This window comes from Corallococcus sp. NCSPR001 (assembly GCF_017309135.1).
In the GTDB taxonomy this organism is placed as follows: domain Bacteria; phylum Myxococcota; class Myxococcia; order Myxococcales; family Myxococcaceae; genus Corallococcus.
This window is the reverse complement of sequence record NZ_JAFIMS010000002.1, coordinates 9,017,296-9,042,523: the sequence shown is the minus strand read 5'-3', so window position 1 is coordinate 9,042,523 and position 25,228 is coordinate 9,017,296. Positions and strand designations below refer to the sequence as shown.

Genomic DNA, 25,228 nt, shown 5'->3' with positions numbered 1-25,228 from the left:
TTGCGGTCCGGGCCAACGCTTTGGGCCCACATGGAGCACGGCGTCATGCACGACAGGCGGCGTAGACACGGCCAGCCCGAGCGCAGGGGAACGCCAGGGGGCTGTCATACATGATGACGTTGGTGGACGAGCTCACGACCTGCGCGGGCCAGTCGGTCACGGCCCCATCCTCGACGGGTGCGTGCCTCATCCTCATCAGCACCACGACGCCGGCGGCCATTGGCAAGGCGTACCGGTTGGAGCCGGGCGAGCACGTCATCGGGCGTGGATCCGAAGCCGAGGTGCGCATCGATGATCACGGGGTGTCGCGCAAGCACGCGCGCATCCTGCGCAAGTCGGACGGTTCGTGCCTCGTCACGGACCTGGAGTCCACCAACGGCACGTTCCTCAACGGCCTGCCGGTGTCCACCGCGGAGCTGCAGGAGGGCGACCGGCTCCAGGTGGGCACGGTGACGGTGTTCCGCTTCTCCCGCCGCGAGGTGCTGGAGCAGCGCGAGGAGCAGCTGCGCCAGGCGCTGTCCGCCGCGCGCGTGGGCATCTGGGACTGGAACGCGAAGACGGGGCAGGTGACCTGGAGCGAGCACGTGGACCGGCTCCTGGGCCTGGCCGTGGGCAAGCTGTCCGGCCGCGCCATGGACCTGGAGGAGGTGGTGCACCCGGCGGACCTGCCCCGCTTGCGCGCGGGGCTGGCCACGGCGCTGCAGCAGCGCTCGCAGGTGGACGTGGAGTACCGCATCGAGCCCGCGGGCAGCGGCTACCGCTGGATTTCGTGCAAGGGCGACGTGCTGCTGGACGCGGCGGGGCAGCCCGCGCGGGTGACGGGCACGGTGATGGACATCACCGCGCGCAAGCAGGCGGAGCAGGAGCTGCACCGCCAGGCGCTCATCTTCGAGAGCATCTCCGACGGCGTCGTCATCACGGACCTGGCGGGCGGGGTCATCGATTGGAACACCAGCGCGGAGCGCATGTTCGGCAGAAGCCGCAAGGAGGCCATGGGGCAGACGCTCTTCAGCGTGCTGCACCCCGGTGAGCCGGACCGGCTGACGGGGGCCGTCCTCACCGCGCTGGAGGTGCACGGGCGCTGGAGCGGGGAGCTGGAGTTCAAGCGCGCGGACGGCATGGCGTGCGTCTGCGAGTCCGTGGTGGTGCCGCTGCGCGACGCGGAAGGGCGCGTCATCGCGAACATCATGGTGCACCGTGACCTGAGCGAGCGCCGTCAGCTCCAGGCGCGCCTGGTGGTGGCGGACCGGCTCGCCAGCGTGGGCACGCTGGGCGCGGGCGTGGCGCACGAAATCAACAACCCGCTGGCGTACATGCTGGTGAACCTGCACCTCATCCGCGAGGGGCTGGACAAGCTGGAGGCGCAAGGCGCGCCGTCCGAGCCGGTGGCCTCCATCCAGCAGCTGGTGCGCGAGACGACGGAGGGCGCGGAGCGCATCGCGACCATCGTGCGGGACCTGAAGGTGTTCGCGCGCGGCGAGCAGGAGTCGCGCCCCATGCCGGTGGACGTGCGCCGGTCCGTGGAGCTGGCGTGCAAGATGGCGGACAACGTCATCCGCCACCGCGCACGGCTGGTGACGGAGTTCGAACCCGTCCCCGCGGTGGAGGCGAGCGAGGCGCGGCTGTGCCAGGTGTTCCTGAACCTGCTGCTCAACGCGGCGCAGGCGATTCCAGAGGACCCGTCCTCCGTCACCGAGCATGAGATTCGCGCCATCATCCGCCAGGGCGAGCCGGGCAAGGTGGTGGTGGAGGTGCGCGACACCGGCGTGGGCATGACGCCGGAGGTGCTGGGGCGCATCTTCGATCCGTTCTTCACCACCAAGGCGGTGGGCGTGGGCACGGGGCTGGGGCTGTCCATCTGCCACGGCATCGTGGAGTCCATGGGCGGCTCCATCCACGCGGAGAGCACGCCGGGGCGGGGCAGCACCTTCCGCGTGGTGCTGCGCTCGGCGGCGCACGAAGTGGACCTCTACCCGCGCCTGTCCGCGACGGCGCCGGCGGGGGCGCGGGCGCGCATCCTGGTGGTGGATGACGAGCCCAACGTGACGGTGGCGTTGCAGCGCTCGCTGGCCTCCGAGCACGAGGTGTCCACCGCGAACAGCGCGCAGGCCGCGCTGCGGCTGGTGAACGAGGGCGGCCGCTTCGACCTCATCCTCTGCGACGTGATGATGCCGGGGATGACGGGCATGGACCTGTACTTCGAGCTGGGGCGCTCGGCGCCGGAGCAAGCGGGGCGGATGGTGTTCATGACGGGGGGCGCCTTCACGCCGCGCACGACGTCGTTCCTGCGGGACGTGCCCAACCTCAAGCTGAGCAAGCCGCTGGACCTGGCGCAGCTGCGCGAGCTGGTCGGCCGCTCGGCGGAGGCGTCTCGATGAGCGCCTCCTCCGGTCACCCCGCCGCTCCTCCGGAGGCCGCGGCGGGGCCGGAGGCTCCCGTGCCCGTGGCGCCAGCCGGGGTGGGGCTCGCGGGCGCGGCGGCCTCCGAAGGCCGGGAGTGGACGGCCCGGTCGCTGGGGATGGGCTTGCTCATCGGCGCGCTGCTGGCCGTCACCAACCTCTACATGGGGATGAAGACGGGCTGGTGGGACTCGGGCTCCATCACCGCCACGGTGCTGGGGTTCAGTGGCCTGGCGGCCTATGGGCGCAGGCGGGGCGTGCCGTACACGCCGCTGGAGAACAACCTCACGCAGACGGCCGCGTCGGCGGTGGGCGCGATGCCCGCGTCCGCGGGGCTCCTGGGCGCGCTGCCGGCGCTGGCCCTGCTGGGCACAAGCCTGCCGGGGTGGGGCATCGCGGCCTGGGGCCTTGTTCTCGGCGTGATGGGCGTGCTGGTCGCGGGGCTCCTGCGGCGGCGCCTGCTGGAGCAGGAAGCCCTGCCGTTTCCCACGGGCATCGCCACGGCGGAGCTCATCTCCACGCTGCACGCGGCCTCTCCTTCTGAGGCGCGGGACGCGCCCGCGGGCAGGGGCCGGACGCTGGTGGGCGCCGGCCTGGTGTCGATGGCGCTCACGTGGATGCGGGATTCGCGCGGGTGGCTGCCAGGGATGGTGGCGCTGCCGGGCCGCGTGGGCGGCGTCGGGCTGGATGCGCTGACGTGGGGCGTGGGGATGAGCCCCATGTTGCTGGCGGTGGGGATGATGACGGGCCCGCAGTTGGCGCTGAGCATGCTGTTGGGCGCGGGGCTGGCGTGGGGCGTGCTCGCGCCGGGGCTGTTGGGCACGGGCGTGGTGGCGGGCGCGGGGTATGAGCCGCTGTCCGCGTGGCTGACGTGGCCCGGCGTGGGATTGATGGTGGGCGCGGCCATCGTGTCGCTGGCGGCGCAGGCGCGGGACTTCCTGGGCGCGGCGAAGGACCTGCGCTCGGTGGGCGCGAGCCGGGGTGGGCTGCCCCGGTGGAGCCTGGGCGTGGCGGCGGTGGCGTGCGTGCTGGCGGTGGTGCTGGGCGGGATGCTGTTCGGGCTGGGCGTGCCGTCGATGCTGCTGGCGCTCGTGTTGCTGGTGCCGCTGGGCGCGGTGTGCGCGCGAGGCGCGGGCCAGACGGACGTCTCGCCCGTGAGCCAGATGGGGAATCTCACGCAGGTCGCCTTCGGCGCGGTGCGGCCCGGGGAGCTGGCGCCCAACGTGGCCGCGGGCTCGGTGGTGGCGGGCGCGTCGGCGCAGGTGGGCGTGAGCCTGTGGTCGTTGAAGGCGGGGCATCTGCTGGGGGCGTCGGCCTCGCGGCAGCTCGCCGCGCAGCTGGTGGGCGTGGCGGTGGGAGCGCTGGTGGCGGTGCCGGCCTACCTGCTGCTGGTGGACGCGTACGGGTTGGGGACGGCGGTGTTGCCGGTGCCGGCGGCGGCGCAGTTCCGGGCGGTGGCGGAGGTCTCCGTGCGAGGCCTGGCGGGCCTGCCCCCGCACGCGGGTGGGGGCGCGCTGATGGGCTGCGCGGTGGGCGCGCTGCTGACGCTGGCCGCGAAGGGCCGCGCGGCGCGGTGGCTGCCGTCGCCGGTGGCGATGGGCATCGGTTTCCTCACGCCCGCGTACTTCGCGGTGACGCTGTGCCTGGGCGCGGGGCTGGCGGCGCTCGCGCGCAGGTGGTCGCCCAAGGCCACGGACGCGCACGTGCCCTCGCTGGGCTCCGGTGCGCTGGTGGGCGAGTCGCTGATGGGGCTCCTCATCGCGGCGACGGCGGCGCTTTCTCGCTCGGCGTAGCGCCCGCTACGCCGCGGGCGTGAGGTCCCGCACGCGCTCCAGCGAGCGGCGGATGCGGTCCTCCATCAGGTTGGGCACGTGCGCCGCGCGGGCCAGCGCTTCACCGAGCGCGAGCATCGCCTCCGCGAAGTCGCCCCGGCGCCACGCGGCCAGGCCCATCATCTCCAGCACCTCCAGCGGCTCCTGCTCCACGGACGCCTGGGCGGAGCGCTCGCGCAGCGCGTGCCACTCCTCCGCCGTCGCGTCCCGGGCGGACAGCTCCACCATGGAGAAGAGCACCTCCTCCGAGGGGCTCAGCGTCACGCCGTGCCGGTTGTTCGCCATCGTCTGGCGCACCTGCTCCAGCAGGTCGCGCGCCCGGTCGGGCCGGCCCGTCCACGCCATGGCCCGCGCCTGGAGCAGCAGCGCCCACGGCCGGTGCGCCACCTCCGGGTGCCGGCGCTCCAGCACGATGGCCCGGGCGATGTGCGGCGCCGCCGCCTCCACGTCGCCCGCCTGGTAGTACAGCTCGCCCATGTTGTGCTCGGCGAAGTACTCCCAGCCCACCACGCCCAACTCGCGCCCCAGTTGCATGAAGCGCTCCTGGTCCTTCAAGGCGTGCGTCAGGTCGCGCCGGGCCACCCACAGGTTGCGGCGGTTGTTGATGGCCGAGCCCAGGTGGAAGCGATCGCCGCGCTCCGTGCACGCGCTGATGACCTCCTCCATCACGCGCTCCGCGCCGTCGATGTCGCCCAGGTTGGGGAGGATGACCGCCATCAGGAGCAGCGCCACCACCAGCGTCTCGTAGCCCGCGTCACCCAGGCCCCGCGCCCGCTCCGCGGCGGCCTCCAGCGGCATCAGCGCGTCCAGCCACTCGCCCTTGCGGAACTGCGCGCGGCCCAGCGCCAGGAGCAGCCGCGCCTGCACGTAGGGCGACGACACCGTCTCCGCCAGCTGCTGTGCCTCCTGGGCCCGCGCCTCGCTGCGCGCGTAGTCGTTCACCCAGTCGAGCGCCATCGCCTCGTCGAGCAGCAGCTCCACCTCCGCGCGCGAATCCCCCAGGCCCCGCGCCCGCTCGCGCGCGATGGCGAAGTCCGTGAGCGAGTCCTCGTAGCGGCCGATGCGGTAGCGCATCAGGCCCCGGCCCCGCAGCGCCGTGAGGCCGCGCAGCTCGTCCTCGGGCTCAATCAATTCCAGGGCGCGCGTGTACATGGCCTCCGCGTCGAGGAACGCGTGACGGCCGCGCGCGGACTCCGCCAGGTCGATGGTGAGCGCCGCCGCCTCGTCGCGCAGGCCCGCCGCCGCCGCGTGCAGCGCCAGCCGGGCCAGCCGCTGACGCTCCTGCGTGCCCGCCGGGCTCAGGTAGTGGCGGTACGCGGCGCGGTGGATGCGCACCTTCTCCTCCGCGGGCAGGCCCGCGACCACGGCCTCTCGCACCAGTTCGTTGCGGAAGCTCAGCCCCTCCAGCCGGTGCTCCACCAGGAGCCCTGAATCCAGGAGCCGCCGCGTCGCGTGTCCCACGTCCAGCGTGAACTGCGCCGCGGCCCCGTCGCGCTCCAGCTCGCGCACCACGCCGTCCGCCGCCGTGGCGGTGAAGGTCGCGCCCAGCAGCGCGCACAGCCGGGCATGCGCGGCGAGCGCCGGAGGCAGCGCGCCCAGCTCGCGGTCCGCCAGCCACTCCACCAGCCGCAGCTCCGGCACGCGGTCCAGCTCGTCCGTGACGAGGTACCAGTTGCCGCCCGGCGAGCGCTGCCGCACCAGGCCCTGGCGCTTGAGGCCGCGCACCAGCTCCACCAGGAACAGGGGCACGCGCTGCGCGCGCTCGACGATGCGCTCCACCGCCTGCGCGGGCACGTTCTCCACCGGCTTGAGCAGCGCGCGGCACAGGGCCTGCGCGTCGCCCGGGGACAGGCCGGACAGGGGCAGGTCCTGCTGGCGCGCGGCGCGGGTTCCCCACGCCGGGCGGCTCTGCTCGAAGCCCGGGCGCACCAGCACGCAGACCCACAGGGGCACGCGCGTCTCCGCGAGCGCCGCGTACTCCAGCGCGTCCAGCGCGGTCTCCTCCGCGAAGTGCGCGTCGTCCACGATGAGGCACAGGGGCCGTTCGCGGGCGGTGGCCGCCAGAAGCTCGCCCGTGGCGCGCATGGCCAGCGAGCGCAGGGCGCCCGGGGCCGCGGCCCAGCTGTGCAGCTCCGGCCCGCCCGGCGCGTGCCACCCGAGCGTCGCGGCCACGCCCGGCCACAGCTCCATGCCCAGCCGGGAGCCCAGCCGGTCGATGATGGCGGTGCGGCCGTCCTCCTGCGTGTCGGTGTCGTCGCGGTCGAAGCCGTGCAGCGCCACGCGCAACAGCGTGCGCAGCGTTCCTTCCGGGTCGCCCTGCACGGGCTCGCGCGAGCGCATGGCGTAGACGCGCGCGTGCGGCAGCGCGGCCCGCAGGCGCAGGCCCAGCGTGGAGGACAGGTGGCTCTTGCCGTGACCCCGGTCGCCGCGCACGGTGACGATGGTGGGCGCCGCCTCGGACACCGCGGACCGGGCGCTCTCCAACAACTGCTCCAGCTCCACGTCGCGGCCCACCAGCATCGCGCTGCCCAATTGCAGCACGGTGACGTCCGGCCGGGGCGCGGCGCCCGAGGGCGCGGGGCGCATCAGCCCGGAGCGTCCCGACACCGGCAGGCACGGCACCTCCGGCACGGCCTCCGCGGCGGCGGGGGAGAGCAGGGGGCCGCGCAGCTCCGCGAGGTGGGGGTAGCGGTCCTCGCGCGCGAAGATGGCGCCCAGGTAGCGGGGGGCGCCGTCGCGGCGGCGCTGCACGGTGACGTTGGCCACGTCCACGAGCGACACCGGGGCGAGCCCGCGCTCGGCCAGTCCTTCGGCGGCCCGCAGCGCGCGGCGCACGGGGTTCTCTCCCACGTCCGGGTCGAAGACGCCCGCGAAGTGCTCGCCGTCCGCGAAGGCCATGTGGCCTCCGTACGCGGCCAGGGCCTTCTGCATCGCCACGGGGTTGGCGCGCGAGGAGGTGAACAGCACCGCCACCGAGCGGCGCGTCTGGGCGGGGCGGACCTCGGGCAGCAGGGTGAGCCGGGGCGCGGGCTGCACGGCGGACTGGCCCGCGTGGTCCAGCGCCGCGCGCAGGGCCTGGGCCACGGCGGCGGCGTCGCGGGGACGGCGCGCGGGCTCCTTGGCCAGGCAGCGCAGCACGACCTCCTCCACGGGCGGCGCCACCGGGGCGTACTCCGACGGAGGCGGCGGCCGCAGCGACAGGTGCGCCTGGAGCACCTCCGTGAGCGGGCCGAAGAAGGGCGGCCGGCCGGCGATGAGCTCGTAGAGGATGACGCCCAGCGCGTACACGTCCGTGCGCGCGTCCAGGACCGCGTGGCCGGAGCACTGCTCGGGCGCCATGTACTCGGCGGTGCCGGCGAAGGAGGACGTGTCGCCGGGAGTGCCGTCGTCCGCGGGCGCGCCGGGGGCCGGACGCTGCACCAGGCCGAAGTCGAAGACGCGGGCGCGCTGGTGGGCGTCGTCCAGGAAGACGTGCTCGGGCTTGAGGTCGCAGTGCACCAGGCCGTGCGCGTGCACGACGGCCACCGCCTCCAGGAGCGCGTTGGCGCGGGGCCCGAACTCCTGCGGCGACATGGGCCCGGAAACCTGGGCCAGCAAATCCGCCAGCGTGGGCAGCGGCACGAACTCCATGGCCACGAAGCGCTGTCCGCCGGGCAGCGTGCCCACGGCGTGGAGCGCGGGCACGGTGGGCGGCCCGATGACACGCAGGGCCTCCGCCTCGCGGGCCAGCTGCGCCTCCGCGAGCGCGATGCCGGGGCGCGCCAGCTTCAGCGCGATGCGTTCACCCTCGGTGCCGTCGGCGGAGCGCGGGTGCGCGGCCAGCAGCACGCCGAAGCCACCGCGCGCGATGACCTTCTCGCAGCGATAGCCCGGGACGTCGGGCACGACGAGCGAGGCATCGGATGGCGGAACGATGGGAGGCGAGACGCCGGGCGGGCATGGCGCATGAGAGCCCTCCCAACGCCGCCCGCATGTGAGGCATCGCGGCACGAGCGTCACTCTATGCCAGCGCCGCCGTGATTTCCGAACCGCGTGGTCGGTCATTCAACGGACGCGTGAAGCATTCGTCAGAAGGCCTCCCAGGCTCAGGGGGCTTCCAGGCGTCATGCCCTGTGAACCACGCGACACAGGACATCCAGGGCAGCCAACGGCTCAGCGGGTCGACCGCGCACCGGCTGCGTCATTTCACACCGCGACGCGCAAGGATGTCAGGACTCCCTGTTAGCCCTGTTCACCGGGAGGAACAGGCATGAAAGGGATTCAGTCGCCCTGGCGTGAGTGGCTGTGCCTGGTGCTCATCGCGGGGCTGGTGGGCTGCGCGGGAGGACGCGCCGGTGCGTTGCCGGTGGGGCTGCACGGCTACGCGCGCTATCACAGCGCCTCGCCGGCACCGTTGCATGGGGACGCGGTATCCGCGGGAGCGGGCGGCACGGTGGGGGATGCGGCTCCGGTGCGTGTGCCTCCGGGGACGGTGCTCATCGGGAGCGCGGGGGAGCGGACACGGCAGGCGGTGGAGCTGGGCCTGCTGGAGGTGGACGGGTTCGAGAAGCTCCTGCTGCGCGCCGGGCTGGAGGAGCCGCCGGTCCGCCGCAATCCCTTCACGCCCGAGGACGCGGCGGAGGTGCTGAACCGGCTGATGGAGCAGCCGGTGACGTTGGGCACGTATCCGCCCCGGATGGTGGCGGGCTTCGTGCTGCGCGAGGTGCTGGAAGGCGGCGCGGTGTCGCGCGAGGAGTTGTCGCGCCGGGTGGAGCGGTTCGTCAGGGAGCAGGTGGCGGTGCTGCGGCCGGACGGGTACCTGGCGTGGGCGCTGGATGGGCAGACGCAGCAGAAGGTGGGGACCGTGCGGTGGGGGGACGGGACCTTCCGCGCGGGCAACTTCGAGCTGGGGCGCTTCTACAGTGGCAGGGGCGGCGTCTTCCGCCACGTCGATGCTCAGCTGCGTGCGGCGGATTGGCGTCCGCTCGCGGAGGTGTACGACGACGCGGATGTCCTCGGCCGCTCCCTGGATGGCGCGGAGGACGCGTTCGTGGAGCTGTACCACGGCATGGGGCAGCTCTTGTCCCATCCCACGGACAGCCTCGCGAGCCTGCGCCATCTGCCGCAAGGCGTGGCGGCGCTCATCGCGTCCTCGCCCGCGTACTGGGAGCGCTTCCGGTACATGACGGAGGGCGAGCAGATCCGCGAAGCAGCGAGGCTGACCACGAACGTCGTCATGCTGTGGGGCACGGTCTCGGCGACGACGCGCACGTTGACGCGCGCGGCGGCGGGAGCAGAGGCCACGGTGCCCGTGCTCGCGGTGTCCGCGGAGGGACTGCTCAGCGTCGAGCGCGTCGCGGTGCCCGTGGGCCGCGCGGCGGCGGTGTTGAGCGGAGGGCCCGGGGCGGCCATTGTCCTCCAGAAAGCGAACGTGGCGGCGGCTCCCGATGAGCCAGGGCAGTGGAGACCCGCGAAGGAGTCGATGTCCGATCGGGCCCGGCGCTACCAGGAGCAGATCTCCGGGCACTCGGCGGACGAGGCCTACTGGGTCGGAGACGTGAAGTTCGATGGCTTCCGGGACGGAGTGCTACGGGAGGCCAAGGGCCCCGGCTATGCGAACAAGTTCCTCGACGACTTGGAGCCGAAGCGGTGGTTTGAACGCACGGGAGCAGAAGCACTCGTCAATCAGGCGAGACGGCAACTCAAAGCCGTTCAAGGACTGGGGGTTCGCATCGAGTGGCATGTCGCTGAGGCCAAGGTCGCGAACGCAATCGAGATGCTCTTCAAGAACAAACGCGTTGAAGGGATCCGGATCGTGCACACTCAAGCACGTTAAGGAGGGAACGCTGTGACCGCCACGGACAGGCCCTGGACTCGTCTTGAGACGTACTACGCAGGGGCTTATTGGGGGACGCGTAGGGAAGCGCCTGAAGACTGCGGGCGGCGAACCGCGAGGCTCCTGGAGTTGTTGGCTCCGTGCGATCCGTTCCTTGCTCAGTGGTACAAGCCCACGCGGTCGCTCAAGGACGAGCGCAAGTTCCCGCTGTTGCCGCCGGACATGCCGACGCTCACCGAGATGTTTCGGCGAGGCGTCAACCGCGAGAAGGGGAAGCCGGTCATCGAGGAGCTGGGCTTCAGTGTCACCTTTGGTAACGGCGGAGGGGATTACGATAGATCGGCCCTTGGCATCCTTTGTGGGTGCTACTCCGAAGTCGTCCCCAATTGCTGCACGCTGAGCCTGCCCACGCTCGGGCGCAGTCCGAACGCGGAGCGCGTGATCTCCGCTCCCGTGCTCACGCATGCGGTGCGCAGCATGGCACTGGCCATGGACCCTGACTGGGCCGTTGCCATGTCTCACGCCTACAGGGACATGGACGACGACAACCGGGCAGGCCCCTGGGTCGGCTGGGTGACCTACTTCTCCAAGCAGCAAGGCACCGTGCCCCCACTGCCCGCGCCCGTGCGCATCGAACCCGTGGAGGACAAGGGCACGCTCATCGTCCTGACCCCTGAGCGCTTCACCGTGGCGAACCCGGAACACGTGGCGCTGGCAAATCGCGTGCGAGAGCTGCTCACCCGCGCCGGGCTCATCAAGCCCCGCTGAAAGAAGAACAGCGCGCTCCACCGGTCGGCGGAGCGCGCCCACCACGAATCACCGCCTACCGCTGCGGCACCTCAAGCGCGCGCAGCAGCGACCCGTCCTGTCCCAGCACCCGCGCGCGCAACAGCAGCGCGGCTCCCGGCTCCGCGGACGTCAGCGCCTGCGCCGCCTCCGCGACGCCGGACACCTTCTGGTCCCCCACCTGCGTCAGCACCATCCCGGGCGCCAGGCCCGCGCGCTCCGCAGGGCTGCCGGGCTCCACCGCCACCACCTGCGCGCCGCCGCTGCCGTCCTGCGCCTCCGACAGCCGCAGGCCCAGCCGCTTCGACAGGGGCGCGGGCGTCGAATCCCGGGGCGTCATCTCCTCCTCGCCCCGCTGCGTGGGCCGGGTGCCCAGCTTCACCGGCACCTCCATCGCCTTGCCCTCGCGCACCAGGCTCACCTTCACCTCGCTGCCCGGCTTGAGCAGCGCCACTGCGCGCGTCAGCGACCCGGCGGAGTCCACCGCGCGCTCGCCCACGTGCGTGATGATGTCCTCCTCTTGCAGGCCCGCCTTCGCACCGGGGCCTCCCGCGCTGACGCCGGCCACCACCGCGCCCTTCGCCGTCTCCACGCGCAGCGCGCGCGCCAGCTCCGGCGTGAGGTCCTGCACCGCCAGGCCCACCCAGCCCCGGCGCACCACGCCCGTCTCCTGGAGCTGCGGCAACAGCGCCTGGATGAGGTTCGCCGGCACCGCGAAGCCAATGCCCGTCGCGCCGCCGATGATGGCCGTGTTCATGCCCACCACCTCGCCCTTCATGTTGAAGAGCGGGCCGCCGGAGTTGCCCGGGTTGATGGCCGCGTCCGTCTGCAGGAAGTCGTCATACGGACCCGCGTGGATGTCGCGCGCCCGGGCGGACAGGATGCCCGCGCTCACGCTCGACGCGAGCCCGAACGGATTGCCAATGGCCATCACCGGGTCGCCCACGCGCAGCCCATCCGAGTCCCCCAGCTTCACGAACGGCAGGTTCCCGGACACGCCCTTCAACTGGATGAGCGCCACGTCCGTGAGCGCGTCGCGGCCCAGCACCTCCGCCTCGAACGAGCGCCCGTCCTCCAGCTTCACCCGGACGGTGTCCGCGCCCTCCACCACGTGGTTGTTCGTGAGCACCAGTCCGGACGGGTCGATGACGAAGCCCGACCCCAGCCCCTGCTTCGCGGGCGCGCCGCCGCCTCCAAAGGGACTCTGTCCGCCCTGCATGCCGAAGCGCTCGGCGAGGCCGGGGGGCAGGCCCTGCATCATCCCGCCCATCGCGGGGCGCGCGCGGGCCTGCACCTCCACGTTCACCACCGCGCCCTTCACCGTGTCCACGAGCGGCGCCAGCGACATGAGCGCGCCGGGCGACCCGGGCGTGGGCGAATAGACCGCCGGCTCCACCTTCGCGCCCGAGGGCGTGGTGGCCGTCTTCAACGACAGCGTGGGGCGGGCAGGGGGAGCCACGTCCGCGGCCGGCTTGCAGGCCCCCAGGGCGACCAGGGGCATCAGCGTGAGCGCGCGGGCAAGGTGGCGGCGGGACGGAAGCGTGCGAACCATCGTGCGTTCTCCTTGGGTGGCGGCCGGAAGAGGGCCTTCCGGACGGAAATGGAGAGAAAGAGTCGAACCGGATGCGGTGGGCACCCTGGGAAGGAGGCAGCGGTCCCGTTCCACCAGCGACACCGGGAGCCACCGGTGGCCCAGCTGCCTGAAGGGAGCTCTTGGAGGAAGCCCCGCATCCGGTCCGACGCCGGGACTCCATTGCAGTCCGTGGGCCAACCCCTCCAGAACCCCCCTTCAGAGGGGCGCCAGGCCCCGGAAGGCCCCGGGACGCGGGGCAAAGTGCCCCAGCCGGGGCATTTCGCCCAGGGGCGGCGTGCCCCACGCCCCATCGCCGTGGCCCCCGCCGGGCATGGCACGGCGGATGCTCTTGGAACGGAAGGTCCCCCTTCAAACCCTCCAGGAGTTCACGCCCATGGTGCACGAGCAGTCAGAAGGAGTCGCGCGCGGCGCGGCCTGGGAAGACCCTCAATCGGAGACCGCGAGGCCCCCGCGCATCCTGGTCGCGGATGATCAGACGGAGATGCGCACGCTCATCCGCAAGATGCTGGTGCGGCGCGGTTACGACGTCGTGGAGGCGTCGGACGGGCCGGACCTGGTGCGCGTGCTCGTGGAAGGGCTGAAGGAAGAGGAGTCGCGCGCGCCCGACCTCATCATCACGGACGTGCGCATGCCTGGCTTCACGGGCCTGGAGGTGCTCGCCCGGCTGCGGCGCGAGCAGTGGAACACGCCGGTCATCCTCATCACCGCCTTTGGCGACGTGCAGCTGCACCGCGAGGCCCTGCGCCTGGGGGCCGCCTGTGTGCTCAACAAGCCGTTCGACATGGACGAGCTGCGGGGCGCGGTGGAGGTGGCCCTCGCGGTGACGCGCGAGTGACGCCGCCCCGGGTGATGGCGCGCTAAGGTGTCGCGGCAATGTCTGTCGCAAGGAAGCCCATGCGCCGCCTCCCCTGGTCCCTGTCGTTGTCGCTCCTGTGCCTGGCATGCGCGCCCACGCAGCGCCAGACGCCAGACGCGGGCACTCCGGAGACAAAGCCCCAGCGGCTGGTGGCGAACATCGTCCGCGCCTACCCGCACGACCCCACGGCCTTCACGCAGGGGCTCCAGTTCCACCAGGGCCAGCTCTACGAGAGCACCGGGGAGAAGGGCGACCTGCGCCGCATCTCGCTGGAGCAGGCGGAGCCCCTGTGGAAGCAGCCCCTGCCGGACGTGTTCCCGGAGGGGCTCGCGAGCGACGGGCAGCGGCTGTACCAGCTCACCTGGCAGGACGAGACGCTCTTCGTGTGGAGCGGCGCGCCGCCCGCGCGGGAGAAGCAGGTGGAGTACGACGGTGAGGGCTGGGGCCTGTGCTACTGGCATGGCCAGTTGGTGCGCAGCGACGGCACGTCCACGCTGCGCTTCCACGACCCGAAGGACTTCCACGTGAAGTCCCAGGTGCAGGTGACGTTGCAGGGCACGCCGCAGGAGCTGCTCAACGAGCTGGAGTGCGCGGAGGACGGCGTCTACGCCAACGTCTGGCATTCCAACAACATCCTGAAGATTGATTACGCCACGGGCCGCGTGCTGGCGGTCATCGACGCGTCGGCGCTGGCGCGGGCGGTGAGCGGCCGGGTGCGCAGCTACGAAGCGGTGCTCAACGGCATCGCGCTGGAGCCCGGCACCGGCCGCCTGTTCCTCACCGGCAAGCTGTGGCCCGACCTCTTCGAGGTGACGCTGGTGGGGCCCGCCACCACCGCGCCGTAGCCCTTCGCTTCAGGCGGAGGGCGCCTCACCCTGTCTGGAAAAGCGCCGCCGTACGGTCCGGACCACCTCCGCGTCCCAGCGCGGTGACAGCAATTCCAGCGCGGTCCGCCGGAAGGGCAGGGCGCACGCCAGACACGCCAGCGTCGCGGCCAGTCCAATGAGCGTGTTCTGCCAGGAGCCCAGGTTCCACTGCCCGGACCATGACCACGGCTCCAGGCTCCACGGCCACAGGTAGTGGATGGGCCAGCCTGGCCCGCTGCCGGCGAGGTCGCACAGCAGATGACCGTGAAAGGCAACCACCGACAGCAGGGCCACGGCTGCCCGCTGGCGCGCCAGCGCCGTACACACCGCCATGGTGACGAGCGCTCCCACGTAGCCATGGAAAATCACGTGGTGATAACGCGAATAAAACTCTTCACCCGCCAGCAATGACAAACCATCCAAGTCCGGCGCGAGCCCCGCGCAGGTGACCAGGACGCGGTCACGCCGTTCGCGCAGGCCCTGCGAGAGGAGCCAGGACACCTCGGCGTGGACGATGGGATTCATGGATGTGCACTAGCGTACGGCAGGTCACGCTGGCCGTGAAGGTTCCCGGGGCAGTGCGTTGAGAAGGTGGGGGGCAATGACTCATCATGAATTCCATCTCCGCGCACCCGCGACTGGACATCGCCACGCTCTTTGAAGCGCACGCACGAAACACACCCGAGGCCGTGGCGCTGCGCTTCGACGGGGGTGTGCTCACCTATGACACGCTCAACCAGCGCGCGAACCGGCTGGCGCGGCGGCTCCAGGCGCTGGGGATAGGGCCCGACCAGCCCGTGGGCGTCCTTGCCGACCGCACACCGGAAACAGTGGTGGGATTGTTGGGCATCCTGAAGGCAGGAGGCGCCTATCTCCCCCTGGATCCGGGTCATCCCCCGGAGCGGCTCTCCGCGATGGTGGAGGACTCCGGGATGCGGGTCCTCGTCGGCCGGCGTGAGGCGGTCCAGGGGCTGCGCTTCCAGGGGCATGTCGTCGAGCCTCCTGCTCCGGATGAACAGGACGCCGTGAACGTGAAGGGCGGAGCGGGGCCGGACTCGCTGGCCTATGTGCTCTACACATCCGGCTCCACGGGCAGGCCCAAGGGTGTGTGCATCCCGCACCGGGGCGTGGCGCGGCTGGTGCTGGATGAAGGCTTCATGGGCTTCCGGCGCGAGGACCGCGTCCTCCAGGCCGCGTCATATGCCTTCGATGCCTCGACGTTGGAGGTCTGGGGCGCGCTGCTGAATGGCGCAGCGCTGTGTCTGGTTTCACGGGAGACGCTGCTGTCGCCTCCGCTCCTCGCGGAAAAGCTCCGGCGGGATGCCATCTCCGCCGCGGTGCTGAGCACGTCGCTGTTCCATCAACTGGCCGCCGCCATCCCGGACGCCTTCGGCGGGCTCCGCGTCCTGATGGTGGGCGGTGACGTGCTGGACCCCAAGTGGGTGGCGCGAGTCATGGCGCACGGAAAGCCCCAGCGGCTGCTCAACAGCTACGGCCCCACGGAGTGCACCACCTCCGCGACGGCGTATGAGCTCCTCACGCCTCCGGAGCCGGGCGTGTCCATTCCCATTGGCAGGCCGCTCGCGCGGCTCCAGCTGCATGTCCTGGATGACGCCGGGAAGCCGCTGCCCGGGGGCGAAGTGGGGGAGCTGTACCTGGGCGGAGAGGGGCTCGCGCGGGGCTACCTGGACCGGCCTGTCCTCACGGGCGAGCGGTTCCTGCCGGATCCGTTCAGCGGCGTGCCCGGAGCGCGGATGTACCGGACGGGTGACCGGGCGCGGTGGCTCCCGGACGGCAACCTGGAGTTCCTGGGGCGCGTGGATCATCAGGTGAAGATCCGCGGCGCGCGGGTCGAACTGGCGGAGATCGAGAGCGTCCTGCGCACCCACCCTCGGGTCGGAGACGCCGTGGTCCGCGTGCACGAGGTCTCCCCGGGGGACAAGCGGCTCGTCGCGTATGTCTCGCCGCGCGGGGTGGAGGACGCGGAGCTGCGCGCGTATCTGGGCTCGAAGCTGCCGGACTTCATGCTCCCGCATGCAGTGATGGCGCTGGACCACCTGCCGCTCAACGCCAGCGGCAAGGTGGATCCTTCGCAGCTTCCAGCGCCGCGCTTTGGCTCAGGGGAGGGGGAGACACCGCGCACGCTGCTGGAGCAGGAGATCGCGCGCGTCTGGTCAGAGGTCCTGGGGACGCGGCAGGCCGGGACGCAGGACCGCTTCATGGAGTCCGGCGGGGACTCGCTGCTGGCCATCCGTTTCATTGAACGGCTGGAGCAGGCGGTGTCGGTCCGCCTGTCCGTGCGGACGCTCTTCGACAGTCCGAACATCGCGGAGCTGGCGCGGTGGGTGGATGCGGCGCGGGGAACGGGTCGAAGCCTCGACGTGCCCCCCATCGTCCCGGTGGACCGGACGCGGCCCCTGCCCCTGTCTGATTCCCAGCGGCAGCTGTGGCTCCTGGAGCAGTTGGCGCCCCGGAGCGCCGTCTACAACGAGCCCTTCACGCTGTACCTGCCCGGGGACCTCCAGCCCGACGCGCTGGAGCGGGCGTTCCGTTCACTCATCGCCCGGCATGAAGTGCTGCGGACGACCTTCGGCGCCACGCCAGACGGTCCCTTCCAGCGCGTGCATCCGGACATGCCGTTCCACCTGCGGCGGGTGGACCTGCACGCCGTGCCCGCGGGCCTGCGGAGCGCGAAGGCGTTGCAGCTGGCCACGCAGGAGGCGCGTGAGCCCTTCGACCTGGAGCACGGGCCGCTGCTGCGTGCGACGTGGATGCGCCTGAGCCCGGCGGAGAGCCGCGTCGCATTGGTGATGCACCACCTCATCGTGGATGGCTTCACGATGGCGGCGTTCCTCCAGGAGTTGCACCGGTTCTCCCTGGCGGAGGCACCTTCACTGCCGCCACTGCGGCTCCAGTACGGCGACGCCGCTGTCTGGCAGCAGGGGACCCGCTACCAGGAGGCCATCGCACCGCACCTGGGTTGGTGGAAGCAGACGCTCGCGGGGGCTCCGCACCTGGAACTTCCCACGCAGCATCCCCGCCCCCAGGTCCCGAGCTTCCGCGGGGCCAAGCACGTCGTGCGAATCCCCAGGGACCTCCTGGAGTCCGTGAAGGCGCTGGGGCGCGGAGCGGACGCCTCGCTCTTCATGACGATGCTGTCCGTGTTCGGCGCGTTGCTGCACCGCTACTCGGGGGCGGAGGACCTCATCGTCGGCGGCGCCTTCTCCGGGCGCAGCCGCGAGGAGTCGCAGGCCATCTCCGGACACTTCGTGAACCTGCTGCCGCTGCGGCTGCGCTTCTCCGACGGGCTGACCGTCCGGGGGCTGCTGGAGCAGGTGCGCCGCGTCTCCATGGAGGCGCTCGACCATCAGGACGCGCCGCTCCTGCGCATCGTGGAGGCGGTGAACCCGGCGCGCATCCCCGGCGCCAACCCGCTGTTCCAGGTGTCGTGCACGCTGGAGCCGCGCATCGCGGTGCCGGCGTCGGACTGGCGGGTGGAGCCCCACGACGTCGACACGGGGACGTCGAAGCTCGACCTCTCCATCGAACTGGATGAGCGGCCCGACGGCATGTCCGTGCGGTGGGAGTACGCGCTGGACGTCTTCGAGCCCTGGATGATCCACCAGTTGGCCCAGCACTTCGTGACGCTGCTGCGCGAGGCCACGCGGGATCCGGAGCAGCGGGTCTCGGCGTTGCCGCTGCTCTCGGAGGCGGAGCAGACACAGGTGCTCGCCTGGGCTCACGGGCCCGTGCGGGACGTGCCCCATGCGGACTGTCTGCACCACCCGTTCGAAGCGCAGGTGGAGCGCACGCCGGACGCGCCGGCCCTCGTCTTCCAGGGGCGGACCCTGAGCTACCGGGCGCTGAACGCGGAGGCGAACCGGCTGGCCCACCACCTCATCTCCCAGGGCGTCCGGCCTGGGGACTTCGTGGGCGTCTGTGTCCAGCGCTCCTTCGAGCTGATCATCGCCCTGCTGGCGACGCTGAAGGCGGGAGCGGCCTACGTGCCGCTGGACCCCGCCTATCCCAGGGCCCGGCTGGAGTTCACGGCGCGGGACGCGGAGCTGAGGCTCATCCTCGCGCAGGAGAAGACGCTCGCGCTCATGGACGGTGCGGGCGTCCCGGTGGTCGCGCTGGAACAGGTGCGCGGCGGTCCGGAGGACACGCCACGGGTCCACGTCACCGGGGATGACGTCGCGTATGTCATCTATACCTCCGGTTCGACGGGCCAACCCAAGGGCGTGTGCATCGGCCACGGGAGCGCGGTGCACCTGACGGAGACCGTGGTCTGGGACTTCGGCTTCGCGCCGGGACAGCGCGTGGCGCAGTGCTCGCGGTACGGCTTCGACTTCTCCGTCGCGGAGATCTTCCCGACGCTCTCCTCTGGCGCCACGCTGTACCTCATGGCCCAGGAGGACGTGGCCGCCGGTGAGGAGCTGGCGGACTTCCTGGAGAAACAGCGCATCCACACCGCGATGTGCACGCCGTCCGCGCTGGCCTCCATGGCATGGAGAGCGCTGCCGGATCTGAAGACGCTCGTGCTTGGCGGCGAGGAGCTCCCCGCGCGGCTCGTGGACACGTGGGCTCCAGAGCGCCGGTTCATCCAGGTCTATGGCCCCACCGAAGCCACGGTCTTCACGACGACCGTGGAGTGCGTGGCGGGCGAAGGCCCGTATTCCATCGGGACACCTCTCTCCGGCTACGAGGTCTACCTGCTGGATGAGGCCCTGACGCCCGTCCCCGTGGGCGTGCGCGGCGGGCTCTACATCGGAGGCAAGGGGCTGGCGCACGGCTACCTGCACCGCCCCGAGCTCGACGCGGAGCGGTTCATCCCGCATCCGTTCAGCGCGGAGCCGGGAGCACGCCTCTACAAGAGCGGAGACCTCGCCAGCCATCGCCCGGACGGCGGCATCGACTTCCACGGGCGCTCCGACCGCCAGCTCAAGCTGCGTGGCTTCCGAATCGAACTGGGTGAGATTGAAGCCGCGCTGCGCAAGCACCCCGATGTCCGGGACGCCGTGGTCGAACCCCGGCTGCTCGCGGGAGAGCGGCACCTGGTGGGCTACGTCATCCCCCGGGATGCCGCCGTGACGCCCGCGCTCAAGGAGGCGCTGGGCGCAACACTTCCTCCGCACATGGTTCCCCGGGAGTGGGTGCTGCTGGACGCGTTCCCGATGGGCCCCACGGGGAAGCTCGACCGTCACGCGCTGCCGTTGCCTTCCGTCAAAGCCCCGGCTGCTCCCGCATCCACGGAGCGCGAGAAGGCCCTGGAGCGCATCTGGTGCCGCATTCTCGGCGTGGAACGCGTCGGCAGGCAGGAGGGGTTCTTCGACGCGGGCGGGAACTCGCTGCTGCTCACGCGGGTCCAGTCCGCGCTGGCCTCGGAGCTGGGCATCCGCGTGAGCATGGCCACGCTGTTCCAGTTCCCGACCCTCGAATCCCTCGCGCGGCACCTGGACGCGGGCGCCACGGCGCAGCCGGTGACGCTGGAGCCCGCGCGAAGCCCGGTGCGATCCTCGGAGCCCATCGCCATCATCGGCACGGCGGGGCGGTTCCCGGGGGCTCCCAGCGTCGAAGCACTCTGGACGCTGCTGGTGGAGGGCCGTGAGGGCTTGTCCCGCTTCAGCCGGGAGACGCTGCTCGCCGCGGGCGAGGATCCCCAGCTCCTGGAGGACCCCTCCTACGTCCGCGCCTCCGGCCTGCTGGAGGACGTGGAGTCCTTCGACGCCGCCTTCTTCGGCTACAGCCCCCTGGACGCGCGGCTGATGGATCCGCAGCTCCGCGTGTTCCTGGAGTGCGCCTGGGAGGCGCTCGAAGCGGCGGGCTACGACCCGAAGCGGCTGCCCGGCAAGGCGGGCCTGTTCGCGGGCTCGGGCGTGCCGCGCTACTGGTTGGAGCAGGTGATGCCGCGCTTCCGTTCGCTGTCCGTGGCCTCGGAGGCGTACCGGTCCATCCTGGGCAATCCGTGGCAGTTCCTCGCCACGGCGACGGCGCATCAACTGGACCTGCGTGGGCCCGCGCTCACGGTGCAGACCGCCTGCTCCACGTCACTGGTGGCGGTGCACCTGGCCTGTCAGAGCCTGAGGGCGGGGGAGTCCGACGTGGCCCTCGCGGGAGGCATCTCCCTCTTCGCGTCCGGTCCTGCTGGCTACCTCCATGAGGCGGGCGGCATCACCTCTCCGGATGGACACTGCCGTCCGTTCGACGCGAAGGGGCAGGGGACGGTGCCCTCCAGTGGCGTGGGTATCGTGGTGCTCAAGCGCCTGGAAGATGCACTGCGGGATGGAGACTCCATCCATGCCGTCATCCGGGGCTCGGCTATCAACAACGACGGAAGCGCCAAGGTCGGCTTCACCGCCCCGAGCGTGGAGGGCCAACGCGACGTCATCACGCGAGCACACGCCGACGCGGGGGTGACTCCTCACGACATCACCTACGTCGAGGCCCACGGCACGGCGACGCCGCTGGGCGACCCGCTGGAGGTCCAGGCGCTGCGGCTCGCCTTCGGCGCGCGTGAGGCGTCGGAGCCCGAGGTGATCCTGGGGGCGCTCAAGAGCAACGTGGGGCACCTGGACTCGGCGGCGGGGGTGGCGGGGTTGATCAAGACGACGCTGGCCCTGGAGCACCGCTTCCTCCCGGGCACCGTCCACTTCGAGCAGCCCCATCCGGAGACGGGGCTGGAGCGTTCCCCGTTCGTCGTGAGCCGTGAAGGGCGGCCGTGGTCCCTGCCCGAGGGCTTCCCACGCGTCGCGGGAGTCAGCGCGTTTGGCATTGGTGGAACGAACGCGCACGTCGTCCTCGAAGAGGCGCGCCCCGAGCCCGCTGCCGCCGTGAGCCTGGCGGCGCAGGTGCTGGTGCTCTCGGCGCGGAGCGGGGAGGCATTGAGCGCGGCCTCGCGGCGGCTCGCGGATCATCTGGAGCGGCACCCCGGGCAGTCCCTGGCGGACGTCGCGTACACGTTGCAGGAGGGACGGACGGCGTTCGGCTACCGGCGCGCCATCGCGTGCGAGACCCCCGCGGAGGCCATCGCGAAGCTCCGGCGGGACGAGCCCGTGCAACCCGCTTCGTCTCCGCCTCCGGAGGTGTGCTTCCTGTTCCCTGGGACGGGCACGCAGGAGGCGGGCATGGGCGCGGCGTGGTACCGGCGCGCTCCGGCGTATCGCGAAGCCTTCGATGCCTGCGCCGCGCTCTTCGGCCCGGAGATGGAGCGCGAGCTCCGCGCCGCGCTGCTTACCGACGAGCGAGGCGCACAGGTGGAGGAGGCGCTGCGGATGCCCTCACTGGGCATGGCCGCCATCTTCACGACGGAGTACGCGCTGTCGCGGCTGCTGGGCGCGTGGGGGCTCCACCCGACGAGCCTCCTGGGCCACAGCCTGGGCGAATACACCGCCGCGTGCCTCGCGGGCGTCCTGTCGCTGGAGCAGGCCGTGGCGCTGGTCTCGCTGCGCGGCCGTCTCTGCGACGCACTGCCACCCTCCGGCATGCTGGCCGTGCCGCTGTCGGAGGGCGTGCTCACGCAGGAGCTGCCCCCCGCGCTTTCGCTGGCCGCGGTCAACGGACCCGGGCAGTGCGTGGTGTCCGGAGCGCTGGAGGCGTTGGAGGACTTCGCGGCGCGCCTGCGGGAGCGCGGCGTGAAGACGAAGCGGCTGCCGAACGCGAGCGGGTTCCACTCCGCGCTCGTGGAGCCCGCGATGCAGCCGCTCACGGACCTGGCCAGGTCGATGCGCCCGAAGTCCCCGGCGATTCCCCTCATCTCCAACGTCACGGGCGCCTGGCTGACCGCGGACGATGCGCACGACCGCACGTACTGGGCCCGTCACCTGCGGCACACGGTCCGGTTCTCCCAGGGGCTGGAGCTGCTGCTGGAGGACCGTGAGCGCGTCTTCGTGGAGGTGGGGCCGGGACGGACGCTCTCCACGTTGACGCTGCTGAATCCCGGGGCAGGCAGGGAGCGGCTCGTGCTGAACACGCTCGGCCGGAGTGATGAACAGGCCCTGCTCCACGCCGTGGGGCAGCTCTGGGCGGCGGGCCTCCCCGTGGACTGGAGCGCGGTGCGCGGAAGCGGGCCGCGCAGGCGCGTCGTGCTGCCGACGTATCCCTTCGAGCGCAAGCGGTACTCCCTTGCGGAGAAGGCACCCCGGCTGCCGCGGCCTGAAGTCACGCCCGCGTCCCGGCCGCTCAGCCGTGAAGAGGTCCGTGCCTCCATGGAAGCCCTCTGGAAGGAGCTGCTCGGCGTGGACACGCTGACGCCGGACAGCCACTTCTTCGAGCTGGGCGGCACGTCGCTCCTGGTCGTGCAGCTCAACCGCGAGCTCAAGACGCGACTGTCGGTGAGCCTGTCGCTCCACGCGGTGCTGGAGCACCCGACGCTGGGCGCGTGGGTGCGCGCGGTCCAGGAGGAGCTGGAGCGGACGGGCAGGCCGCTCCTCAATGAGGCCCCATTGCGGATGGAGCTCCAGGCGGGACGGCGCGGACAGACACCGCTCTTCCTGGTGCAGCCCATCGGAGGCACCGTCTACACGTACCTGCCGCTGGCGAAGCGGCTGGGCGCGGACATCCCGGTCCACGCGTTCCGGGCGTCGGGACTGGAGCCCGGCGAGGTGCTCTACCGCGACGTACCGGAGATGGCGCGCACGTATGTGGATGAGCTGCTGGCCTTCCAGCCCCAGGGCCCCTTCTGGCTGGGGGGCCACTCCTCGGGCGGCGTCATCGCGTACGAAATGGCGGCCGAGCTGCTGAGGCGGGGCCACGCCGTGGCGGGCGTCATCCAGATCGACACGGTGACGGTGGACGACTCGCGCAGGCTGAACGTCCGGAGCGTGGGAGACGTGCTCCGGCTCATCGACGCGTTCCAGGAAATCTCTCCGCGCGCGGCGGAAGGGCTGCGGACGGCGATGGAGCTCGACACGCGACTGCGCGACGTGGTGCTCGCGACCAATGAGGCCATCGCCGCATACGCGCCGGGGCGTCACGCGGTGCCGCTCGTGCACCTGCGGGCCACGGAGCGGGACACGGTGCTGGATTCACACGCGGCGGCCTGGTGGACGGCGCTCACGACCGCGTCCTTCCAGATTCACGACGTGCAAGGCAACCACTTCTCCGTCATGGAGGAGCCCTATGTGGTGGAGGTGGCGCGGCTCATCCAAGCGCAGCTGGCCTCGGGAAGGGAAGGGGAACACGATGAGCGCGACGCAGGATGAATGGAAGGCGGAGCTCTCCCTGCGCTTCACCGCGTTCGTGGAGGCCTACGAGCGCAAGAGCCTGGAGGCCCTGTCCGGGTTGTTCTGGCACGACGACGACATCGTGGTCGTGGGCACGCACTCGAACCTCCACTTCATCGGCTGGGCACAGGTGGAGCACTCCTTCCGCACCCAGTTCGGGAGCCTGCGCGACATCCGCGTGACGCCGCGCTCGGAGCCGCTCTGGCACGGCGGCGCGCCGCCCTCCACGATGGCCTGCCTCACGGTGCCCACGATGGACATCGCCCTCGTCGCTGGCGGCAAGCCCGTCACCTTCGAAGGCATTCGCGTGGCCTGCGCCTTCGAACGCCGGGGCACGGAGTGGCGGATGGTCCAGATGCACTGGTCGCTCCCGCGCACGGAGGTGCTGGTGGACCACGCGTACCGCTGATCACCCCGGAGGCAACGGCGAGCGTCGAGGCGTGCCCAGCAGCTCCAGCGTGCGCAGCGCCACGTCCGCCAGCGTGGACGAGCACGGCATGCAGCCTCCCCCGCAGCAGGGCGCCCAGTCGCCCTCCGGGTCCCGCAGCAGCGGATACACGCAGCTCCGCAGGGACTGCGGCAGTCCCGCGTCGTCGCAAGCCTCACGCAGCGCTGCCTGCACGGTGGCATCCTTCACGTCCATCGCTTCCACTTCCTAACCGACACCTGGGAGGAAGGCAGCCCATGCGCACGGCATTGTTCATCCACTCCATCCTCGCGATGCTCCTGTGCGCGTGCGCCGGTCTTACTCCAGGCCCGCCCGCGGGCGACCCCACGCTGCGCCTGATGGACACCTTGCGTGCGCACGCACGGACGCACGCTCCCGTGTGCTCTCCCGCCGTGGCGCTGCTCCAGCCCGGAGGCGGCATCGACCTGGAGCGCCTCCGCGCCGCGGGTCACCCGGTCATCGTCTGGACCGTGAACGACGTGCCCACGATGCAGGCCCTGCTCCGGCGCGGCGTGGACGGCATCATCAGCGACCGGCCGGACCTCCTGATGCAGGCGGTGCGCGACTTCGACGCCAACGGTGACGGCACGCCTGGAGACCTGCTGGACGCGGACGGCCTCATCGACCCGAAGCGCTTCGATGCGCAGGGCCACCGGGGCGCGCGGAACCTGCGGCCGGAGAACACGCTGCCCGCCTTCGAGGCCGCGCTCGACCACCGGATGACCACGCTGGAACTGGACACCGTCCTCACCGCCGACGGCGTCCCCGTGCTCTCCCACGACCCGGACCTGTCCCCCACGAAGTGCCGCCACACGGATGGAAGCCCGCTGCGCGCTCCCGTCCCCATCGCGGCCCTCACCGTCGAAGAGCTCCAGGCCACCTTCGTCTGCGACCAGCTCCTCCAGGACCGCCCGGACCAGACGAACGACCGGGCCCGCTCCCCGGAGGCCGTCGCGTTCGCCGCGCGCGCCGGGCTCCCGGACCCGTACACCGTCCCCACCCTGCGCCAGGTGTTCGCCTTCGCGGCGGACCAGGCGGACGCCACCCATGAAGCCCGCGACCCGCTCCGCGCTCGGAACGCCCGCCGCGTCCGCTTCAATGTGGAACTCAAACGGGCCTCCGCGAAGACAGACGTCGCGCCAACCCATGGCGACGCGGTGGCCCGGGTCATCCAAGAAGCAGGGCTCGCACGGAGGGTGGACGTGCAGTCCTTCGACCTGCGCGCCGTGCGCTCCATGCAGGACCGCCACCCGGAGCTGCGCGCCGTGCTCCTCCTGGAGAGGGCGGCCGAGTAGCCAGACGGTCCATTTCCCGCTTGGGAAATCAAGGATTTAGTCAGGCGACGAAATCATCTTGCGCAAAATCGTTAGGGGCCTTACTAGACGCCGGTCTTGATCCCTTCCCGTCCAAA

General features: G+C 71.7%; 13 protein-coding genes. 9 read left to right on the top strand and 4 right to left on the bottom strand.

Annotated elements, in window-relative coordinates; all coding sequences use genetic code 11:
* The first annotated feature begins 113 nt into the window (after positions 1–113).
* Together JYJ93_RS38350 and JYJ93_RS38345 are read left to right on the top strand one after the other, a co-directional pair.
* Positions 114–2,378: a PAS domain S-box protein gene (locus JYJ93_RS38350; protein WP_206800681.1), complete on the top strand. Its 2,265-nt coding sequence runs from the start codon at positions 114–116 to the stop codon at positions 2,376–2,378.
* A complete protein-coding gene (locus JYJ93_RS38345; protein WP_206799705.1) occupies positions 2,375–4,192 on the top strand; it encodes an OPT family oligopeptide transporter in 1,818 nt (605 codons plus the stop codon). Before JYJ93_RS38350 ends, JYJ93_RS38345 begins: the two co-directional genes overlap by 4 nt.
* Positions 4,193–4,198: 6 nt before the next feature.
* Here JYJ93_RS38345 and JYJ93_RS38340 read toward each other — a convergent pair whose 3' ends face one another.
* Positions 4,199–8,116, bottom strand: a complete 3,918-nt coding sequence (locus JYJ93_RS38340) for a protein kinase (protein ID WP_206799703.1) — start codon at positions 8,114–8,116, stop codon at positions 4,199–4,201.
* A 364-nt stretch (positions 8,117–8,480) separates the two neighbouring features.
* On the opposite strand from JYJ93_RS38340, the gene JYJ93_RS40730 reads away from it, so the two are divergent.
* On the top strand, positions 8,481–10,046 hold the full coding sequence (locus JYJ93_RS40730; RefSeq protein ID WP_206799701.1) for a Tox-REase-5 domain-containing protein: 1,566 nt from the start codon (positions 8,481–8,483) through the stop codon (positions 10,044–10,046).
* Between the two features lie 12 nt (positions 10,047–10,058).
* Positions 10,059–10,814, top strand: a complete 756-nt coding sequence (locus tag JYJ93_RS38330; RefSeq protein ID WP_206799699.1) for an immunity 52 family protein — start codon at positions 10,059–10,061, stop codon at positions 10,812–10,814.
* Positions 10,815–10,869: 55 nt separating this feature from the next.
* Here the strand turns inward: JYJ93_RS38330 and JYJ93_RS38325 are convergent, their stop codons facing one another.
* On the bottom strand, positions 10,870–12,384 hold the full coding sequence (locus JYJ93_RS38325; RefSeq protein WP_206799697.1) for a Do family serine endopeptidase: 1,515 nt from the start codon (positions 12,382–12,384) through the stop codon (positions 10,870–10,872).
* A gap of 364 nt (positions 12,385–12,748) precedes the next feature.
* Here JYJ93_RS38325 and JYJ93_RS38320 point away from each other — a divergent pair, with 364 nt between their 5' ends.
* Together JYJ93_RS38320 and JYJ93_RS38315 are read left to right on the top strand one after the other, a co-directional pair.
* On the top strand, positions 12,749–13,261 hold the full coding sequence (locus tag JYJ93_RS38320) for a response regulator (RefSeq protein WP_242544081.1): 513 nt from the start codon (positions 12,749–12,751) through the stop codon (positions 13,259–13,261).
* Between the two features lie 59 nt (positions 13,262–13,320).
* On the top strand, positions 13,321–14,127 hold the full coding sequence (locus JYJ93_RS38315) for a glutaminyl-peptide cyclotransferase (RefSeq protein WP_206799694.1): 807 nt from the start codon (positions 13,321–13,323) through the stop codon (positions 14,125–14,127).
* 9 nt (positions 14,128–14,136) lie between these two features.
* On the opposite strand, the gene JYJ93_RS38310 is transcribed toward JYJ93_RS38315, so the two are convergent.
* Entirely contained in the window at positions 14,137–14,673 is a 537-nt protein-coding gene (locus tag JYJ93_RS38310; RefSeq protein WP_206799693.1) for a metal-dependent hydrolase, read from the bottom strand.
* A gap of 86 nt (positions 14,674–14,759) precedes the next feature.
* Here JYJ93_RS38310 and JYJ93_RS38305 point away from each other — a divergent pair, with 86 nt between their 5' ends.
* Together JYJ93_RS38305 and JYJ93_RS38300 are read left to right on the top strand one after the other, a co-directional pair.
* Positions 14,760–23,348 carry a non-ribosomal peptide synthetase/type I polyketide synthase gene (locus JYJ93_RS38305; RefSeq protein WP_206799692.1) on the top strand — a complete coding sequence of 2,863 codons (8,589 nt, stop codon included), beginning with the start codon at positions 14,760–14,762 and terminating at the stop codon, positions 23,346–23,348.
* Positions 23,329–23,778, top strand: coding sequence for a nuclear transport factor 2 family protein (locus JYJ93_RS38300; protein WP_206799691.1), 450 nt, complete (start codon positions 23,329–23,331; stop codon positions 23,776–23,778). Before JYJ93_RS38305 ends, JYJ93_RS38300 begins: the two co-directional genes overlap by 20 nt.
* On the opposite strand, the gene JYJ93_RS38295 is transcribed toward JYJ93_RS38300, so the two are convergent.
* The gene (locus JYJ93_RS38295; RefSeq protein ID WP_014393744.1) at positions 23,779–24,012 is read right to left on the bottom strand and encodes a hypothetical protein; all 234 of its coding nucleotides are present in this window, start codon (positions 24,010–24,012) and stop codon (positions 23,779–23,781) included.
* 41 nt (positions 24,013–24,053) lie between these two features.
* On the opposite strand from JYJ93_RS38295, the gene JYJ93_RS38290 reads away from it, so the two are divergent.
* Entirely contained in the window at positions 24,054–25,112 is a 1,059-nt protein-coding gene (locus tag JYJ93_RS38290) for a glycerophosphodiester phosphodiesterase family protein (protein ID WP_206799690.1), read from the top strand.
* Positions 25,113–25,228 lie beyond the last annotated feature (116 nt).

Excerpts from the sequence above, each read along its gene's own strand:
- JYJ93_RS38350 (WP_206800681.1), top strand. The coding sequence starts at position 114 with ATGACGTTGGTGGACGAGCTCACGACCTGCGCGGGCCAGTCGGTCACG.
- JYJ93_RS38345 (WP_206799705.1), top strand. The coding sequence starts at position 2,375 with ATGAGCGCCTCCTCCGGTCACCCCGCCGCTCCTCCGGAGGCCGCGGCG.
- JYJ93_RS40730 (WP_206799701.1), top strand. The coding sequence starts at position 8,481 with ATGAAAGGGATTCAGTCGCCCTGGCGTGAGTGGCTGTGCCTGGTGCTC.
- JYJ93_RS38325 (WP_206799697.1), bottom strand. The coding sequence starts at position 12,384 with ATGGTTCGCACGCTTCCGTCCCGCCGCCACCTTGCCCGCGCGCTCACG.
- JYJ93_RS38320 (WP_242544081.1), top strand. The coding sequence starts at position 12,749 with ATGCTCTTGGAACGGAAGGTCCCCCTTCAAACCCTCCAGGAGTTCACG.
- JYJ93_RS38315 (WP_206799694.1), top strand. The coding sequence starts at position 13,321 with ATGCGCCGCCTCCCCTGGTCCCTGTCGTTGTCGCTCCTGTGCCTGGCA.
- JYJ93_RS38310 (WP_206799693.1), bottom strand. The coding sequence starts at position 14,673 with ATGAATCCCATCGTCCACGCCGAGGTGTCCTGGCTCCTCTCGCAGGGC.
- JYJ93_RS38305 (WP_206799692.1), top strand. The coding sequence starts at position 14,760 with ATGAATTCCATCTCCGCGCACCCGCGACTGGACATCGCCACGCTCTTT.
- JYJ93_RS38300 (WP_206799691.1), top strand. The coding sequence starts at position 23,329 with ATGAGCGCGACGCAGGATGAATGGAAGGCGGAGCTCTCCCTGCGCTTC.
- JYJ93_RS38295 (WP_014393744.1), bottom strand. The coding sequence starts at position 24,012 with ATGGACGTGAAGGATGCCACCGTGCAGGCAGCGCTGCGTGAGGCTTGC.
- JYJ93_RS38290 (WP_206799690.1), top strand. The coding sequence starts at position 24,054 with ATGCGCACGGCATTGTTCATCCACTCCATCCTCGCGATGCTCCTGTGC.